The sequence below is a fragment of the Rhizorhabdus phycosphaerae genome (genome assembly GCF_011044255.1).
In the GTDB taxonomy this organism is placed as follows: domain Bacteria; phylum Pseudomonadota; class Alphaproteobacteria; order Sphingomonadales; family Sphingomonadaceae; genus Rhizorhabdus; species Rhizorhabdus phycosphaerae.
Genome location: NZ_CP049107.1, coordinates 2,952,532 through 2,970,356, shown reverse-complemented (window position 1 = coordinate 2,970,356; position 17,825 = coordinate 2,952,532). Strand labels below are relative to the sequence as shown.

At 64.9% G+C, this 17,825-nt stretch carries 17 protein-coding genes; 9 read left to right on the top strand and 8 right to left on the bottom strand.

Translation table 11 applies throughout. The annotated features are described in order from the left end of the window. Nucleotides 1–91 precede the first annotated feature (91 nt). From G6P88_RS13810 to G6P88_RS13800, 3 genes are read right to left on the bottom strand one after another with little or no spacing between them, the layout of a single operon-like run. A complete protein-coding gene (locus tag G6P88_RS13810; protein WP_165323683.1) occupies nucleotides 92–1,294 on the bottom strand; it encodes a glycosyltransferase family 4 protein in 1,203 nt (400 codons plus the stop codon). Then, a complete protein-coding gene (locus G6P88_RS13805; protein ID WP_226946568.1) occupies nucleotides 1,291–2,214 on the bottom strand; it encodes a Gfo/Idh/MocA family protein in 924 nt (307 codons plus the stop codon). The genes G6P88_RS13810 and G6P88_RS13805 overlap by 4 nt, the downstream gene beginning before the upstream one ends. After that, entirely contained in the window at nucleotides 2,211–3,335 is a 1,125-nt protein-coding gene (locus G6P88_RS13800; RefSeq protein ID WP_165323682.1) for a Gfo/Idh/MocA family protein, read from the bottom strand. The genes G6P88_RS13805 and G6P88_RS13800 overlap by 4 nt, the downstream gene beginning before the upstream one ends. A 97-nt stretch (nucleotides 3,336–3,432) precedes the next feature. On the opposite strand from G6P88_RS13800, the gene G6P88_RS13795 reads away from it, so the two are divergent. The 7 genes from G6P88_RS13795 to G6P88_RS13765 all read left to right on the top strand — a co-directional run bounded on the left by G6P88_RS13795 (nucleotide 3,433) and on the right by G6P88_RS13765 (nucleotide 9,471). Next, complete coding sequence (locus G6P88_RS13795; protein ID WP_226946567.1) at nucleotides 3,433–4,092, top strand: helix-turn-helix domain-containing protein; 660 nt, start codon at nucleotides 3,433–3,435, stop codon at nucleotides 4,090–4,092. 73 nt (nucleotides 4,093–4,165) lie between these two features. Continuing rightward, nucleotides 4,166–4,519 carry a hypothetical protein gene (locus tag G6P88_RS13790; RefSeq protein ID WP_165323681.1) on the top strand — a complete coding sequence of 118 codons (354 nt, stop codon included), beginning with the start codon at nucleotides 4,166–4,168 and terminating at the stop codon, nucleotides 4,517–4,519. Nucleotides 4,520–4,590: 71 nt separating this feature from the next. Further along, a complete protein-coding gene (locus G6P88_RS13785) occupies nucleotides 4,591–5,040 on the top strand; it encodes a hypothetical protein (protein WP_165323680.1) in 450 nt (149 codons plus the stop codon). A gap of 53 nt (nucleotides 5,041–5,093) precedes the next feature. After that, nucleotides 5,094–5,621: a JAB domain-containing protein gene (locus G6P88_RS13780; RefSeq protein ID WP_165323679.1), complete on the top strand. Its 528-nt coding sequence runs from the start codon at nucleotides 5,094–5,096 to the stop codon at nucleotides 5,619–5,621. A 52-nt stretch (nucleotides 5,622–5,673) separates the two neighbouring features. After that, nucleotides 5,674–5,862 carry a DUF6961 family protein gene (locus G6P88_RS13775; RefSeq protein WP_165323678.1) on the top strand — a complete coding sequence of 63 codons (189 nt, stop codon included), beginning with the start codon at nucleotides 5,674–5,676 and terminating at the stop codon, nucleotides 5,860–5,862. A 301-nt stretch (nucleotides 5,863–6,163) separates the two neighbouring features. Then, nucleotides 6,164–7,873 (top strand): Hsp70 family protein, encoded by a 1,710-nt coding sequence (locus tag G6P88_RS13770; protein ID WP_165323677.1) that lies wholly within the window; start codon nucleotides 6,164–6,166, stop codon nucleotides 7,871–7,873. Then, the gene (locus tag G6P88_RS13765; protein ID WP_165323676.1) at nucleotides 7,870–9,471 is read left to right on the top strand and encodes a hypothetical protein; all 1,602 of its coding nucleotides are present in this window, start codon (nucleotides 7,870–7,872) and stop codon (nucleotides 9,469–9,471) included. Before G6P88_RS13770 ends, G6P88_RS13765 begins: the two co-directional genes overlap by 4 nt. Before the next feature lie 17 nt (nucleotides 9,472–9,488). Here the strand turns inward: G6P88_RS13765 and lepA are convergent, their stop codons facing one another. Then, a complete protein-coding gene (gene lepA / locus G6P88_RS13760) occupies nucleotides 9,489–11,312 on the bottom strand; it encodes a translation elongation factor 4 (RefSeq protein ID WP_165325195.1) in 1,824 nt (607 codons plus the stop codon). A gap of 194 nt (nucleotides 11,313–11,506) precedes the next feature. Here lepA and G6P88_RS13755 point away from each other — a divergent pair, with 194 nt between their 5' ends. Beyond that, a complete protein-coding gene (locus G6P88_RS13755) occupies nucleotides 11,507–12,433 on the top strand; it encodes an SH3 domain-containing protein (RefSeq protein WP_165323675.1) in 927 nt (308 codons plus the stop codon). Between the two features lie 147 nt (nucleotides 12,434–12,580). Here the strand turns inward: G6P88_RS13755 and G6P88_RS20555 are convergent, their stop codons facing one another. Continuing rightward, nucleotides 12,581–12,808, bottom strand: a complete 228-nt coding sequence (locus G6P88_RS20555; protein WP_226946839.1) for an Imm27 family immunity protein — start codon at nucleotides 12,806–12,808, stop codon at nucleotides 12,581–12,583. A 251-nt stretch (nucleotides 12,809–13,059) separates the two neighbouring features. Here G6P88_RS20555 and G6P88_RS13745 point away from each other — a divergent pair, with 251 nt between their 5' ends. Next, on the top strand, nucleotides 13,060–13,449 hold the full coding sequence (locus tag G6P88_RS13745; RefSeq protein WP_165323673.1) for a DUF6334 family protein: 390 nt from the start codon (nucleotides 13,060–13,062) through the stop codon (nucleotides 13,447–13,449). A gap of 490 nt (nucleotides 13,450–13,939) precedes the next feature. Here the strand turns inward: G6P88_RS13745 and G6P88_RS13740 are convergent, their stop codons facing one another. Genes G6P88_RS13740 through G6P88_RS13730 form a run of 3 tightly spaced genes read right to left on the bottom strand, consistent with a single transcriptional unit; the run spans nucleotide 13,940 to nucleotide 17,825 of the window. Further along, nucleotides 13,940–15,526, bottom strand: coding sequence for a phytoene desaturase family protein (locus G6P88_RS13740; RefSeq protein ID WP_165323672.1), 1,587 nt, complete (start codon nucleotides 15,524–15,526; stop codon nucleotides 13,940–13,942). Then, the gene (locus G6P88_RS13735; RefSeq protein ID WP_226946565.1) at nucleotides 15,523–16,320 is read right to left on the bottom strand and encodes an SDR family oxidoreductase; all 798 of its coding nucleotides are present in this window, start codon (nucleotides 16,318–16,320) and stop codon (nucleotides 15,523–15,525) included. The genes G6P88_RS13740 and G6P88_RS13735 overlap by 4 nt, the downstream gene beginning before the upstream one ends. Further along, complete coding sequence (locus G6P88_RS13730) at nucleotides 16,317–17,825, bottom strand: flavin-containing monooxygenase (RefSeq protein ID WP_165323671.1); 1,509 nt, start codon at nucleotides 17,823–17,825, stop codon at nucleotides 16,317–16,319. Before G6P88_RS13730 ends, G6P88_RS13735 begins: the two co-directional genes overlap by 4 nt.

Genomic DNA, 17,825 nt, shown 5'->3' with positions numbered 1-17,825 from the left:
AGGGTAACAATCCCGATCGTGGACAATGCGTCGACGTTTCGGCGATTGCTGCGGGCGGTTGATCTGGTCGCCGACTGGGCGGCACCCTGTGTCAGGCGCGAGGGCGAGCGAACAGTGCCAGCAGCCCTGCGGCGAGCCGGTCGACATCGTGGCGCGCGACCACCCGGGCGCGCCCCTCGCGGCCGAGCGCGGCCAGACGCTCCGGTGAACAGTCGAGCGCGCTGGCCATCGCGTCGGCGAACGCGCCGACGTCGCCGGGTGGAATGAGCCAGCCACAGCCCTCGTCCACCAGTTCGGTAATGCCCGCCACGGGCGTGGTCACCACCGGCCGGCAGAGCGCCAGGGCCTCCATGAGCACGATCGGCAACCCTTCCGCGCGGCTGGGAAGCAACAGCGCCCGCGCCTCGACGATCAGCCTCCGCACTTCGTCGTTGCTGCGCCAGCCGAGAAGGCGGACATGCTCGGCCACCCCCGCCTCGACGATCGCCCGCTCGACCGCCGAGCGGTCCTCGCCGTCGCCGACGAGAAGCACCCTGATGTCGGGATAGCGCGAACGGACCATCGCCACCGCCGGCGCGATGTCGACCTGTCCTTTTTGGGGACAGAGCCGGCCTACACAGAGCAGCGTGCTCCCCGGCGCTGGCGCCTCCACCTCGTCGGGATAGTCGCGCAAGTCGAGACCGCAGGACAGAATCTCGACGCGGTCCGCCAGCGCCCCGGGGAGATGGCGGACCAGACGGTCGCGGCAATAGCGGCTGATCGCAACGACATGCTCGGCATGGCGGGCCTTTTCGACGAAACGGTTACGGCCCAGCACCTCGAGTTCGTCGGGCCCGTGAACCGTGAAGCTGTAGCGAGGCCCGCCCAGCAGTCGGGCAAGCAGCGCCACCGCCGCCGCGTTGGTGGAAAAATGCGCATGGAGATGCTCTATCCCGAGCGCCGCGCACCGACGGCGCAACCGCACCGCCTGCGCCAGATAGGCGACATGGCGGACAAGTCCCGCACCGGCCCGACGGTACAGGCCCCAGCAATGCCGCAAGGCGCGCATCAATCCCGTGGGGTTGCGCGCCGCCTCCACAAACAATCCGGCCAGCAGCGCGGGTATCCTGTCGCTCAGCAGATATTCGGTCCGCTCCTGCTCCGCGCGATCGGCGGGATCGACCAGCGGCCCGCTCCAGCGCCGCACCGCGAAGCGCTTGACCGGCACGCCGGCCCGCTCGATCGCCGCGATCTCGCGCCGGATGAAGGTGGTACTCGTCATCGGATAGCTGTTGAGGAGATAAGCGAGCTTCACCGCTGCCGGGCCTCCTCGATCAGCCGGGCGACATCCACCATGCGCGCATGCGTGACCACGGGGCTTTCAACGCATCCGTTTCGCACGAGGTCCGCGAAATGCTCCAGCTCGTGGCGGTAGATCGACCCACCATGCGAATGGAAGCTGCCGGTCAGGCGTCCGCCGACATCGCCCATCCGCCTAAGCAGCGGGTTCTGCCGGAGCGCGGAACGCAGCCGCGAAGGACCCCGGGCGTCCGCCGGCCGAAGGCGCAGGCGCTGCGCCGTAAGAAGTGGCGGCATCAGCTCGAGCGTCGCATCCTCGCCCTCGATTCGGAGATCGTTGCCGAGCGTCCCGACGAAGGACACCGACAGGTCGGACCGCGCACCGCCGTCATGGACCAGCGACAGCCGTGCCGCGACGTCGATGCCTGCACGGTCGCGGTCGACACGGCACTCCATCGCGGTCACCGGACCAAGGATGATCCGCGCAAGCATCAGCGGATAGACGGCGCGATCCGCGAGCACCCCGGCATCGGGCGCGAAAAGCCGGGGAAAGTGGCGGCGCGACACCGGATAGCCGAAGCTCGCCTCCAACCGTCGGGCCCGGCCGATCCCCCCGGTTGCCGCGATACCGATGGCCCGCGATACCGCAGGCAGAAAGGGGGTCGCGACCGCTTCCATGAAGGTCAGGCCCCGCTCGCGCGCCAGCACGGTCAGCGCTTGAGCCTCATCGCCGCGCAGCGACAAAGGCTTCTCGCACAGCACCGGCTTGCCGGCTTCCAGCGCAAGACGCGACTGGCGCACGTGGTCGGCATTGCCACAGGCGACATAGACGGCGTCGGCGAGGTCGAGCGGGACGTCGCCCACCAACCCGCGCATGGTGGCCGCCATGCGGCCCCGCCCGATCACGGCGAAACGCAACGGCGTCGCGACACTCACCAGGACATCGGCTCCATCGCCGCGAAACTGGTTACCAGCCGATGATCGCCTCCGGCCTGCATGGCGAGACTGGCTTCGGTCAGATGCAGCGCGAAATCGCCGGCGAGGCGCGGCGACCGGCCGTCCGCGATCGCCCGCATCATCTCCGCCACGCCGAGCGCGAAGTTCATCGACGCCGCGCCCCGTCGCCCGACCATCGGATGGCCATCCCCGGCCCAGGGGACCCGCCGCGCCAGCGGGCTGTTGACCAGGCGACGTCGTATGACATGGCGTCGGCGCACCCGCACGGCCGTGCCATTGGCCCAGGCGTCGTCGACCTCCAATATGCCGGTATCACCGAAGATGCGGATCCGATGGTCGTGGCGGGCGACGATCGAGCAGGTCAGACGGGCGACGATCCCGTCGAAATAGAGCGTGGCCGAGGCATAGTCGGGGGCATCATGGCCGGAGCCGGTCTGCTCGTCGTCCAGGCATCGCGCCGATCCGCCGACGATGCGGCGCACGGGACCGAAGATCGCCATCAGCCAGGTCAGATAATAGCCGGCATGCTCGAGCGTGCATCCGGTTCGAAACTCGTCCTCCGCCGGCCAGGGCGCACCGCTGGCCGATGCCCAACGCGGATAGGGTGCGCTGCTCACGAAATCGTCGTCGAGCTCGGCATAGACCAGCCGGGGGCGCCCGACGCGACCATCGCGCACCGCCCGCCAGAGGGTTTGCGCCGCCCGGCCGAGGACGCTGCACGGTGCCGAGGCGAGGTGCAGCCCGCGTTCCCGCGCGAGCGCGGTCAGGGCGACGGCCTCGTCCATGTCGAGCGCGAGGGGCTTCTCGCTCCACACGTGGAACCCGGCCTCGAGCGCCTCGCGGCTGACTGCCGCATGGGAGGCGGGATTGGTGAGGTTGAGCACGATGTCCGGTCTGGTTTCGACCACGGCCTCGAAACCGGCGAGCGCCGGCAGCGACCAGTGCGCAGCGAAGTGAGCGAGACGCGATGCATCCCTGTCCCACACACCGACGACCTCCAGTTCCGGAAAGGCGCATAGCGAGGCCATGTAGAGGTCGGCCACATAGCCGGCGCCTATGATGGCGATTCGCCCCGTCGACTGGCTGTCCCCCGATGCCATTTTGCGATGCTAGGAGGCGGCGCCCGTCCGCGCAATGGGCAGCTGCCGCATATCAATGGCATATCAACGCCCGCGGCGCGGGCCACTTCAACGGGCGTTGAAGGCCGTCGTCGAGGCGGCTCAGCCACCCCGTCATAGGGGCGTAACGCGACCGTTACACGACGATGTTGCGACGGGTTTTACAGCGACGGGGATTGGCGATATGATCAGCGCCATGGAATCGGGCCGCATCGAGAAACTGACCGAGGCGCAGCGCATCTGCCTGCGCATGGTTCTCATGCATCTGTCGTCCAAGGACATCGCCCGCGAACTGGGCATTTCCCCCCATACGGTCGATCAGCGCCTGCGCATGGCGATCCAGATACTGGGTGTCGCCAACCGCTTCGAAGCGGCCCGGCTGCTCGCCAAATATGAGACCCCGAACGCATATCAATCGGCCGTATATCAATCGCCGCACGTTGCTCAATCGGCCGTACATGCCACTGTCGACCTGTCCGATATCCACGGGATGCGGCAGGCCGAAACGGACTTTCACGGAAGTTCGGTTCGCGAGGAACAGCTGGCTTTTCGAACCCCTGCGTTCGTAACCGGCGGCGGCTTCGTAAACCTGCCCGTCCCCACCCCGGGGAGGGAACGTAATGATCTGAGTATCGTGCAACGGCTGGGATGGATCCTTTCGATCGCCATCGCCTCGGCCCTTGCATTCGGCGGACTTCTCGCCGGCCTCGATGCGCTGAAGCGCCTGTTCCAGGCCTAAGCGCTACCCGGACTTTCATCATTGCCAGACAGGGACGCGCGGCCTCGGACAGGCTGCGCGAAGGGAGCAGCACATGTTCAATCGCCAGACCATTCTGAAGCGCCGCGAAGTTGCCCAGGAAGTCGCCGACCGTCTGATGGCGGCCGAGCATGCCATCGACCAGGCGATCGCCCGCACCGCCGAACTCACCGGATTCATTCCCTCCGCTCGCGCCGAAGCCGACCTTGCCTGCGAAGTCGGCCAGGAAGCGCTCGAATATGCGGCGGAAAGCTTCTCCACGCTGGTCAAGGCCCGTGCCAAGATCATCGCCAGCCACCGCGAGCTCGCCGCGACCAAGGACCAGATCGGTCTCAAGACCTATGCACTGGGTGGTCTCGTCGGCAAGCCGTACAACTCGGAAGTCCGCCACCTCGCCGAAGTCGCCTGATCGGGAAGAGCCTGGCCGGGAGCGGCCATGCCGTGCTTGACCGACCGGAACCGATATGATCCGGTCGGGCCATGGCCCTCCTAAACCAGCTCTTCTACCTGTTCGTGCTGATCGCCGTCGCCTCCTATGCGGGATGGCAGGGCGGTTGGCCCGAGCGGATCGGCGCAACGATCATGGTTGTAGGTTCGATCCTCACCGTGATCGCAGCGATGTCCTTCTATCCGGGATGGCAGACGCCGCAGGCAGGTATCTTCATCGTGGACCTGCTCGTTCTCGCGGCGTTCGGCAATCTCGCCCTCAATAGCGATCGATATTGGCCTCTATGGGTAACATCCTTCCATTTGATCGCAGTGACCATCCATCTGGCCACACTCGCCGATCGCTCGGTCGCAGCGCTGCCCTACGCATGGGCGGCGGAGTTCTGGGCCTATCCGATGCTGGTCGGCATAGCGGCGGGCACCTGGAATCACCGGCGACGGGCGCGGGCTTCGGTCCGGCGGCCGAATGTCGTGCGATATTAGAATCGCTCATCGAGCCGCTCGGGCTCGATCATGGCGGCGCCATCGTCGACGAATTGCTCGACGAGTTCGGGACATTGCCGGCGATCCTCGCCGCAGAGCCCGCGCAACTGCACGCCTGCCTGCCCGAGGACGGCCATGTTGCCGACCTGCTGGTGGCGATGCGCGTCGCGATGCTGCACTCGCTGCGCACGCGGCTCAGCGAGAGCCCGATCCTTTCGACCTCCGAGGCGCTGACCAACTATCTGTTCGCCAGCCTGGCCTACAACACGATCGAGCATCTGCGGGTGCTCTACCTGAACTCCAGCAACCGTCTGTTGCGCGACGAACTCATGTCGCGTGGCACCGTCAATCAGGCGCCGCTCTATCCCCGGGAGATATTGAAGCGGGCACTCGAACTCGGCGCCACCGCGCTGATTCTGGTCCACAACCATCCGTCGGGTGATCCGACGCCTTGCCAGGCCGACGTCAAGGCGACGGCGCATCTCGTTGCCGCCGCCCGGACGCTCGACATCGCCGTCCACGACCATCTGATCATCGCCCGGACCGGCTGGCGCAGCCTACGCGCCGAAGGGTTGGTGTGAGGCCATGTCCGGCGTGGAGGGCAAGAAGAGTAGCAGCGTAATGGAGACGAGTATGATCCGCGACTTCGCCAGGAGGGTGATCGACGATTTCGGCGATCAGACCGACAGCTATGTGGCGAGCCGGATCGGCATATTGATCCGCGATGGCGACAGCTATGGCGTCGGCCTGTGGAAGGCCGTCGCCACCGAAATCGAACGCCTGCGCCTGCCGGAAAAGACGGTGCCGCACAGCCGGCACTGAGCAACCATCACGGGCCGCGCATCGCCGCGGCGCACGAGTACCCGGCCGGTCGTCCTCCCCCCGATCCGACCGGCCGGGCACACCAGGGAGGACTTCCAGCCCCCACGGGGCGGCGGATCGGAAAAGGGGCTTTTGCGATCCGCCGCCCATAGGGCGGACGGGAGGGATAGCCGAGAGCCGTGCGACAGTTCGGCCCGGTGCATCACCAGACCATCCCCATCCGATTTGGACCTTTCTTTTGACGGCGCCTGCTTTGTCCACGCCCTGACCATGGCTAGGATAGTCTTGGGGGAAAAGCCGGATGATCGTCGGAATAGATCTGGGAACGACCAACTGCGCGATAGCGGCGTGGAAAGACGGCACGCCAACGCTCATTCCCAACGCAATGGGCGATGTGCTCACGCCGTCCGCCGTCAGTCTCTGCGAGAATGGAGAACTGCTGACCGGCGTTGCCGCACGAGATCGCCAGGTCACCCATCCGCGACACACGGCGACCTCTTTCAAACGCTATATGGGAACCCGGCAGAAAACGAAGCTGGGGCCACAACAAGAATTCACCGCTGAGGACCTATCGGCGCTCGTGCTGCGCGGTCTCAAGGCCGATGCGGAGGCCTTTCTGGGCGTCGAGGTCGAGGGAGCGGTGATTACCGTTCCGGCCTATTTCAATGACCGTCAGCGAAAGGCGACGCGACGGGCCGGCGAACTGGCGGGCTTCAAAGTCTCACGGCTCCTCAACGAACCTACGGCAGCGGCACTTGCTTTCGGAATCCATGACCGTAGCGATCGCGAGGCATTCCTCGTTTTCGATCTCGGCGGAGGGACTTTCGATGTTTCCATCGTGGAAATGTTCGAGGGCATCGTCGAAGTCCGCGCCTCTGCGGGCGATAACCGGCTGGGAGGCGAGGACTTCAACGACTGCCTGATCGATCTCGTCTCGCGACAGGATGATCGCTGGAAGCAGTTGCGCTCCTCTTCGGGAAACGAGATGGGCGAAAAGCTCCGCGCAGCCGCCGAGCGCACGCGCCGCGCGCTCAGTGATACCGCAATCGCGTCGTTTACGGTGACGGAGGGGGAAGAAGCATTCACCTGCGAGATAAGCGAAAGAGCCTTCGAGGAACATGCCGGTCCGCTTCTCGCTCGGTTGCGGGAGCCGGTGCTGAGGTCACTGCGCGACAGCAATATCCAGGTCAGCAAGCTCAGTGAGATCGTGCTCGTCGGAGGTGCGACGCGCATGCCGGTCGTTCGTCGAGCCATCACCCGCATGTTCGGACGCTTTCCGAACCAATCGGTTCATCCGGATCATGCCGTCGCTTTAGGGGCTTCGGTTCAGGCCGGCCTCCTCATGGGCGACAAGGCCCTGGAGGAAATACGCCTTTCCGATGTCTGCCCTTTCACCCTCGGGGTGGACAATGCCCAGATCGATGAGAGGGGCCGTCTGTACGAGGGAATATTTTCTCCCATCATCGAGCGGAACACCCCGATACCCGCAAGTCGGGTGAACTATTACCAGACGATCGTCGACAATCAGCGAGAGCTAATGTTCGGCATTTATCAGGGCGAATCCCGCGACGTGACCAGCAATGTCCGTTTGGGCGAGATCCGAATACCGGTTCCCCCGAAGCCGGCTGGAGAGGTCGTGGTCGAGTGCCGCTTCAGCTATGATTCGAATGGGTTGCTCGAAATCGACGTGAGCAATCCGGAGACAGGAGTGACGCGCAATCTCGTGCTGACCGAACATGATGGTGATGGTGTTCCGCCCGATTTGGCGGAACGCCGCAAGGCCTTGGCCGCGCTGAAAATTCACCCTCGCGAGGAAGCCCTGAACATTGCGGTGAGCGCGCGCGCGGCGCGTTGCTACGAAAGCTTCGTCGGCGCGACGCGCGAAGCGATCGGCAGAAACATCACGCTGTGGGAATCGGCGCTGAACAGTCAGAACCCCCGAACGATCGCCGAACAACGCCTTGCCTTCACCGAATGGCTCGACAGCCTGGAAGGCGAGCGCTTCCTATGAACGAAAGCTGGGCGTGGACCCTCTTGGGCATCGCGCCCACCGATGATCTTTCGACGATCCGCCGGGCCTATGCCCGTTCGCTGAAGCAGCTTGATGTCGATGCCGATCCCGAAAGCTATGCCCGCCTGCGGGCAGCAAGAGAAATCGCCACGCACATCGCGACGACGATGTCCGATAATGCGGAGGCTACGGGTACCGCGTTCGACACCGCCGGTGGTCGAGGCGAGAGCCACGGCGACAGTCTCTCCGACGAACAACCTCAACCGGCTCCTGAAGATCCTGTCGATCCGACCCTGCTTCATCATCGTGCACTCATCGACATTCTGTTCCCGAATGGGGAACCCAGCGACGTGCCTCTGACGAACGAGGAATCGAACCAACTCCGAAGCCATTTTTCGGCGCTGATCGAAGATCCGCGCCTTCATGACATCAGTTGGTATGCGGAGGCGTCGGAATGGTTCGCCGAGACGCTTGCCCGCTCCCTGCCCCGATCGCAGATTCTGTTCGAGCCGGCTGCGGATTTTTTCAGCTGGGCGGCTCAGGATGAACTCCGGCGCTCTCCGGCAATTGGCTTTTTGCTCAGCAGGATCGAGGGGGACGCCTTCGCCGGGCAGCTCAAAACAAAGCAGCACGCACTACACAAGGCGTGGAGCGAACTGACCCGACCAGCGGGAGAAAAATCGAAACGCGGCAAGGTGCCGGCAGAGCAGATCCGCGACCTCCTTGCCCTGGTCCGGACGCGCTACCCCCATCTGGAAGAACAGTTCGACTGGTACCGGGTGAGCCTGTGGGACAATCCGGTCGATCATGGCTGGCAACGATGGCGCGGCCTCGTCGCGATGATCGTCGTGATCGCATTGATGCAGGGAATCAAGGCATTGGAGCGGAACATGCCGGCCGATCCCCTCCCTATGCCCAGCAGCATTTATACCGGGGCCGAAGATCCGCCATCATTGCCTGAAGCGGGACGCGACGATCTCAGCCGCATCGTCCGACACGTGTCGAACGGAAAATATGGGCTTGCCGAACTTGAGGCCAAGGACCCCAAATTGGTCGAACGCCTCGAGAAATCCTGGTTTGCCATTCGTCGAGATGGCGGCTCCGCCGACAACCTTCTCGCCGCCGCCAGCGGCACGATAGCCGCCCGGTATAGCCAGAACCTCGTCCACTCGGACATCGCTACCATCGACGAGCATCTCAGGTTGATGCTCCGGGAAGCCGAGGCCGTCGGGAAAAAAGATCCGGGTGCATGCGCCGATATCCTGCGAGGCCGCCATACCGACGACGCAGCGGCTGCCGACCTCCAACGTGAGAAACAGGCCCTGCTCAGCCGTGTACTGCTCCAGGCTCCAGCCGCTTCACATGAGGTAGCGGATCCTGATTTCGCCAGGTTCGAAATCCCTGGCGACGTCATGGCGGACGGCGCCCGCGATGCCGGAATGCAACCCTCGAAATTTGCAGAGACGCTGGAGCGGTGGGATGCTCCTGCTCCCGACCGCTGCACGGCAAGGAAGGCGCTGTTCCGCGCTATTCTTGCCGCACCCAACGGAGCCCCCTTACGGCGGCAGATGATGGGCCGGGATCCGGAGGACAAATAGCCCCCCGAAACCCCGCCCTACGCCTCGTCGCCCATGCGCAGCGCGGCGATGAAGGCCTCCTGCGGGATGTTGACGTTGCCATATTCGCGCATCCGCTTCTTGCCCTCCTTCTGCTTCTCGAGGAGCTTGCGCTTGCGGGTGGCGTCGCCGCCATAGCATTTGGCGGTGACGTCCTTGCGCATGGCGGCGATCGTCTCGCGCGCTATGACCTTGCCGCCGATGGCGGCCTGGATCGGGATCTTGAACATGTGGCGCGGGATCAGATCCTTGAGCCGCTCGCACATGTGCCGGCCGCGCGCTTCGGCGGCGGCGCGGTGGACGATCATGCTCAGCGCATCGACCGGCTCGCCATTGACCATGATGCTCATCTTGACGAGGTCGCCCTCGCGGTGGCCGATCTGGTGATAGTCGAAGCTGGCATAGCCACGGCTGATCGACTTCAGCCGGTCGTAGAAGTCGAACACCACTTCGTTGAGCGGCAGTTCATAGGTGATCTGCGCGCGCCCGCCGACATAGGTCAGGTTCTTCTGGATGCCACGACGATCCTGACAGAGCTTCAGCAACGAGCCGAGATATTCGTCGGGGACGTAGATGGTCGCCTCGATCCACGGCTCCTCGATCATTTCGATCCGGTTGGGATCGGGCATATCGGCCGGATTGTGGAGCTCGATGACCTTCGCATCCTCGTTCTTCGAATGGCTCAGCGACAGGCGATAGACCACCGACGGCGCTGTCGTGATCAGGTCGAGATCATATTCGCGGGTCAGCCGCTCCTGGATGATTTCAAGATGCAACAGGCCGAGGAAACCGCAGCGGAAGCCGAAGCCGAGCGCAGCCGAGGACTCGGCCTCGAAGCTGAACGAAGCATCGTTGAGGCGCAGCTTGTAGAGGCTCTCGCGCAGCTTCTCGAAGTCGGCGGCGTCGACCGGGAACAGGCCGCAGAACACCACCGGCTGCACTTCCTTGAAGCCCGGCAGCGGCTCGGCGGTCGGCTTCTTCGCATCGGTGATCGTGTCGCCGACGGCGGTCTGGCTGACCTCCTTGATCTGCGCGGTGATGAAGCCGATCTCGCCCGGCCCCATCTCGCCGAGTTGCTCGATCTTCGGCCGGAAGCAACCGACCCGGTCGACGAGGTGGACCGTGTCCGCCTGCATGAACCGGATCTGCTGGCCCTTCTTGATCGTGCCCTCGACGATGCGGATGAGGATGACGACGCCGAGATAGGGATCGTACCAGCTGTCGACCAGCATCGCCTTGAGCGGTGCCGCCGCGTCGCCCTTGGGCGGGGGGATGCGGGTGACGATCGCCTCGAGAATCTCGTCGATGCCGATACCCGACTTGGCACTGGCGAGGACGGCATCGTCGGCGGGCAGGCCGATGATGTCCTCGATCTCCATCTTCACCTTCTCGGGCTCGGCGGCGGGCAGGTCGATCTTGTTGATGACGGGCACGATCTCATGGTCATGCTCGATCGACTGGTAGACATTGGCGAGCGTCTGCGCCTCGACGCCCTGCGCGGCGTCGACCACCAGCAGCGCACCCTCGCAGGCGGCCAGGCTGCGCGACACCTCATAAGCGAAGTCGACATGGCCCGGCGTGTCCATCAGGTTGAGGACATAGTCCTTGCCGTCGCGGGCGGTGTAGTCGAGGCGCACGGTCTGCGCCTTGATGGTGATCCCGCGCTCCTTCTCGATGTCCATATTGTCGAGAACCTGCGCCGACATCTCGCGATCGGTCAGGCCCCCGGTGCGCTGGATGAGCCGGTCGGCCAGCGTCGACTTGCCATGGTCGATATGGGCGATGATCGAGAAATTGCGGATGCGGTCGATCGGAACTGTCACGGACATCTCTGAATAAGCGGGAGCGGTTGGCGGGGGCCATAGCAATGCTGGCGCCGCGAAGCAAAAGACTCCCGGCAAATAGAGCGCAGCGGCTTCGCGTGGGACGGATTTCAGGAAACGTCAGACCAGCAGGGCACGGGAATCGCTTACCTCGGAGCGGTCGGGCTGCGGCTCGCTTGCAACGGGGGAATGTCATGAAGCATCTGATTCCGGCGGCCCTGCTCGCCACGGTCGCACTCCAGCCGGCGCTCGCCGCCAAGGAAGAGCCCGTCGCGCTCGCCAAATGTGATGCGCCGATCGGCAGCATCGCCGTGGTCGATGGCGAATCCCAGGGCTGGACCAAATATGGCCTGTCGAGCCCGCGCGACCTGATCGCGGCGATGGCGGTGCAGAGCAATTGCTTCACGCTGCAGGCGACCGGCAGCAACAAGCCCGCCGACTTCCTGGTGAACGCGGTCGCGGGCGACAAGGAAGAGATCGACAAGACCGTCAACACCGCCAAGGGCCTGGCCACCGAAGCGCTGGTCCGCTCGGGTGCGGCCGGGTCGCTGCTCGGCAGCATGGGCGGATTCGGCGGGCAGGCTTTCGGCATGCTCGGCGGCCTCGGCGGCAAGAAGAAGACGATCGCCGCAGGCCTGCGCGTGATCAGTCCGGCGACCGGCCAGACGATCGCCTCGGGCAGCGGCACCCAGACGAAGTCGCAGATTTCGATCGGCGGCTTCGGCGGGATCGGGGGCAATCCCTGGGCCGATGCCGCCAAGGCGCAGATGACGTCGATGGGTTATGGCGACTATGCCAATGGCGGCTATGCCAATTCCAAGGATGGGCAGATGCTGGCCGCCGCCTTCGTCACCGCGTTCAACGCGGTCGTGGCGCAGAAGGCCGCGCTGGTTGCGGTGAAGCCGGCAGCGACGACGGCGGTCACCCCGATGACGACCGCCGCAGCCTATGTGACGGCCATCGACACCAAGCTCTACGCGAAGGCCGCCAAGGCCGAGGTGGTCCGCGCGGTCAGGGCCGGCACCTCGCTCACCCCTACAGGCGGCCGCGAAGGCCTCTTCGTCGAAGTCAGCGATGCTTATGGCACGAAGGGCTGGGTCTCGGTCGAAGACCTCAAATAGGGCGGGCTTCCAAGAACAGATCGTAACCCACAAACGGCCGCTTCCAGCCCAAGGCTGGAACGGCCGGGATCGGGTGGTCAGCTGCCTGTCAGTTGCCGGCGCTCACGCCATCAGACCGCTATGACAGGAATGGGGTGGAAAGCGGACCTACGAGGAGATCGGGCAATAGCGATCCGTGAATGCCGTCTCGTCGATGAATTGCAACATAGGTGGGCCTCCCCCGTGCATCTCGCTTTTTGGATAGCTATGCTCCCATAACCGTCCATCTCGCGGATCACGGTAGAGTGTTGTCCAGCCCGCTTCACGCGCTGCTACGGCCTCAAGTTGCGTATGCACCAGCCAATAAATACGATCGCAGATAGCATCGGCGACCATTCGACCTTGGAAAACGACCCAATTCCCTATGAGGCTGGTTTCATGCGGTGCTAGCGCGGTCATGTGGCAAAATAACAGCTGTCGCGAAAGTCTGCCATGGGGTCGGGAGTGGGAATTCTGCTTTCGGCCGAAAGGGCAGGATAGCAGCCTGTCAGATGTCGATGCTAGCGCCCGCAGACCGCGATGACCGAGATGGGGTGGAAAGCGGCTTTTCTCGCCGCTAGATTTTGCAGATGTGTAATCCGGCAACCATGCTCCAATTCGACTGGGAAGAAGTTCAGGGCGCTACCGTGGAGGCGGTGGTTGCCAAAGGCGTACGCGGGTTGAGTGACGGAAGGCTCGAATGCGAGGAGATCGCTTTGGTAGTGGGGTCGTCAGCAGTGATCCTGCGGGTGAATGACGATACAGATGAAGTGATTGTATCTCTTGAGCCTTTTGGCGATGCGCGTGCGGGATGGCAGACGCTGGAACAGCTTCAAGCGATTGTTGCCCGGCGGCTCGGCTGGTGCTGGGAAGGACGGAACTATCGGGGCTATCTCGATACCTTCACAATGGCAGTGGACGGGATTGACCCAGCTTATAGTTTTACCGGCATGGCGTCGGCACTCCAGTGCATGCGAGTTACCCCGATAACGGCGTGAAGGACCGCAATGGGGTCGGTGGATGAATGGCAGGTTCGGGCGACGAAATGTCTAAAGCCGCATGTCAGCTGTTAGGAAAACGGCGTTAGGCTCTTCTATGGCCGCAACGGGGTGGTTAGCGGCCTTGAGAACAGCGGCGGATCGCCCAGTTGATCAGAGCGCGACTACCGAAGCCGACCGAGGCTGCTATAGCTAGCGCGGCTAAAATTAGAAGCCAATCCAAGTCATGATTACACGGCGTGTCCGGGGCGCAATCTCCAAGGGCACTCACGAGAATGGCTAGGCCGAGCACGGGTAAGCCCACCAATGCAGCCAAAGCACAGCCCCATCGACCACCAGCCGAACCGCCGGACTGATACCCCCCATTCATCCGACCAGATTAGCAACACACCTAACGTCTGCAATGGTCGCTATCGGACAGGCCACTTATATTCGCCTACCACGAGGGACGAAAGGGGCCGTCCCACATCTGCGTGGCGCCCCCTTCTCGTCAGCCAGCAATTCGCCGCGCGGCCATATAGCCCGACATGCCGCCCAGCCCCGGCCCCGGATGGGTCGAGGCGCCGATCTGGTAGAGCGCCTTGACCGGCGTGTCGTGGCGGCTCGGCACCGCCTGCGGGCGCCACAGCATGAACTGGTCGATCGAGCAGAGCCCGCCATAGGGATCGCCGCCGACCAGATTGCAGTTCAGCGCCTCGAGATCGGCGGGCGAAATGACGTGGCGACCGATGATCCTTTCGCGCAGGCCGGGGCTCAGCGCGCACAGGCGGTCGACGATGCGATCGGCATAGGCCTCGCGCACCGCCTCGGTCCAGCGCCCGTCGGCGGGCACCGCGATCTCGCCCGCAGCGTCGCCTTTCAGTTCGCCGTTACGCGGCAGCTCCTGCAACTGGATCCAGAGGATCGCCTTGCCCTCGGGCGCGCGGCTCGGGTCGATCGCGGTGGGCTGCGCGACCACGATCGTCGCCTCGGCGGGGAGCAGGCCGCGCTCGGCCTCGTTCACCGCGCGCGACACCGCATCGAGCCCGTCGGTCACATGGAGCATCGCGACCTTTGCCAGCGACGGGTCGGGCCACTCGGGCGGTGACGACAGCGCGAGATGGATCTGCATCTCGCCCCGGCCATATTGGAAGGCGGCGGCCTCCTGGCGCACCGGCTGCGGCACGTCGACATCGGCGAGCAGGCGGTCGTAAAGTTGCGTCGGCGTGACCGAGGCGACGACCGCGCGCCGCGCCGCGATGCGCTCGCCGCCGGCCAGCCGCACGCCGGTCGCCTTGCCGCCCGCAACCTCGATCGCCTGCACGTCGGCGCCGGTGCGGATCGCGCCACCATGCTCCTCGATCAGCGCGCGGAAGGCGGCGACGATGCGGTCGCTGCCGCCCTCGACCATCGGCGCACCGACCGCTTCGAGCGAGAAGAGGACGAGCCGGTTCATCAGCGCCGACATGCTGCTTTCTGGCGAAAGGCCGACATGCAGCACCCAGGGCGCGAATAGGCCGCGCGCGGCCGGCGAGACGAAGTCCTGCGAGAGCCAGCCACGGGTCGAGCGCAGCGCCTTGCCGAAGAAGGCCGCAAGCCCCTTGAGCCCGCGCCGTCGCGCTTCGCCCAACAACAGCTTGATCGTCGGCCACGACCAGAGTTCGCCGCCGAGCAGGCCGAAGATCAGCCCCGCATCGGCCTCGACCGCCTGCATCGCGCGACGATAAGCCTCGCCGTCGCCGGGTGCCGCCGCATCGAGCGCGGCGACATTGGCCTCGCGGTCGGTGCGGAACAACAGCGCCGATCCGTCCGGGCGGAGCAGCGCGGTCGGCGCATCGGTGTTGACGAAGCGCAGCCCGTGGCGCGCAAGCGCCGGGCCGAGCTCTGCATAATGGGGTGACGTCACGAACAGCGGGTAGAGCGTCGACAGCGTGTCGTGGCGGAAGCCCGGAAGCGTCAGCTCCTCGGTCCGGATGCAGCCCCCGGCCACATCGTTGCGTTCCAGCAGAAGGACGCGCTGCCCCTTCATGGCCAACAGGGATCCGCAGACGAGCGCGTTGATGCCGCTCCCGATGATGACGACGTCGGCGTCGCTCATCCGTGCGCGCCCGACAGCAGCGGCATCAGCGGGATACGCCGTTCGGGTCCGAGGACGCCATAGCCTCCGTCGACGTTCGTCTCGCTGCCAGTCATGTAGCTGGCCGCGGCCGAGGCGACGAAGCTCACCACCTCGGCCACTTCGGCCGCATCGGCGACCCGGCCGAGCAGGTTGAGATCGGCCGACACCGCGTCGGCATGGGCGCGGTCGCCTGCGGTCAGCCCGTCGAACGGATCGGACCAGATATGGCCGAGGGTGACCATGTTCACGCGGATGCCGTCGGCGGCATAGTCGAGCGCCTGCGCCTTGGTCAGGTGGCGCAGCGCAGCCTTGGCGACCGGATAGGCCCAGCGGCCGACATGCGGGAACACGCCCGAGACCGAACCGATATTGACAATCGTGCCCCCGGCCGCAGCCAGATGCGGGCGCGCGAGCTCGCCGAGAATAGCCGCAGAGACCGCCGACACGTTGAGCGTCTCGAGCCAGGTCGCCCGCGATGTCGCGGGGCCTTCGTCGCCATAGCTGCACGCATTGTTGACGAGGATGTCGAGCCGGCCGAAGCCCGAGACGGCGGCGTCGACCAGCGCCGCGAGCGCGGCGTCGTCGGTGATGTCGGTCGCGACGAAGCGGGCCCGGGCGCCGAGTTCGGTTTCGATCGCCCTCCCCTTGTCGACGCTGCGCGCGGCGACGAGCACGGTCGCGCCCTCGGCGTGGAGCTTGCGGGTGATCGCGGCGCCGATCGATGCGGCGCCCCCGGTGACGATGGCCACGCGGCCTTCATGCTGTCCCATCATTTTCTCCCGGTGCTGGTCGTGGAAAGGGGGCGGCCGTGGCGCTTGAGCAGGCGCGGCAGCAGGCCGGCATATTCGGCGGCGTCGATCGACACGAACCACTGCCGAATGCGCGTCAGCAGCGGCAGCCGCAGGTCGATTTCGGCCAGTAGCTCATCCATATGGTGAACCGAGAAGGGGATGATGTTGGTCCCCTTCGAGTGCTTGCCGTTGGTGCGCTGTTCCATCCAGGCGAGCCGGCTATCGATATAGCGGCGCTGTTCTGCCTCGGGCGGCAAAACGAGGCCCCCCACCAGCATATTGGCGATCCACAGCGCGCTGACCTCGGCATTGAGCTGGCTGAAGAAGGAAGAGTTGTAGCCGTTGAAGGCCAGCCCCGGCACGCCGAGCGGGAGCATCGACCGGTAGAGGCGGAAATTGCCGCGGTCGTCGGTGACCTTCGACAGAACCTCCCGATCGAGGAAGTCGCAGCGCTGGTGCCAGCCGGTCCCGCAGATGATGACGTCGGCGGGAACGGTGCGGCCATCGGACAGGCGCGCCTGCCCCGGCGAAAGCTCGGCGATCTCGCCACGGTGGAAGCCGATGCGCCCGTCGCCGATCGCCTCGTAAAAGCCGTCGGTAACGAGGCTGACGGTGCTGCGGGCGATCGTCTCGAGCTTACCGTCCGGCTCCAGTCCGATCTCCTTCAACCGCAGCTGCCGGGCAATGACGCCCTGCACGCTGTTCATCATCGCATTGCGAATCGGCTTGCCGGGGCCGTGCAAGAAGCGCTCGAAGCCCCTGACCTCGATATAGCGGAACAGCCCCTCGCCCAGGCGATTGAGGAAGAGGTGCTTGAAGTTGAGCTTGTTGGCGAGCTTCTTGGGAATCTTCCAGATGATGCTGCGCGCGACGACACGGGTCGAAGCAGCGACCTCCAAGCAGGCACGCGCCACGTCGCAGGACGACTTGCCATAGCCCACCACCAGCAGATTGCGCCCCCGCGCGATCTCCGGATCGGTGAACTGGCTCGTATGGAGAATCTGCCCGCCCGCCTCACGAAAGGCGTCGCTGCCCGGATAGGGCGGAATGGCGGGGATAGAAAAGATGCCGTTGCAGACGATCAGATAGTCGAAGGTCCGGGTCTCGACGCTGCCGTCGGCGACCGAGCGGCTCTCGATCGTCCACTGGCCGCTGCCGTCGCCCACCGGCCGGGCGGCGGTGACCTCGCGCCCGAGACGGATCGAACTGCGCAGGCCGAAATGGTCGACATAGGTTTCCAGATAGGCCTGGACCTGCGCGCCGGTCGGCCATTCGGGATAGTCGGCCGGCATCGGCCAGTCGGAAAAGGCATAGGTCTCGCGCGGGTTCTGCGTCGTCAGTCCCGGATAGCGCCGCGATGCCGACCACACGCCGCCGATATCCGCCTCCTTTTCGAAGACGGTAACCTCGAAGCCGAACTGCCTGAGCGTCTTGGCGGTGCTCAGTCCCGCGAGCCCCGCCCCGATGATCGCGATGTCGTGAACCAT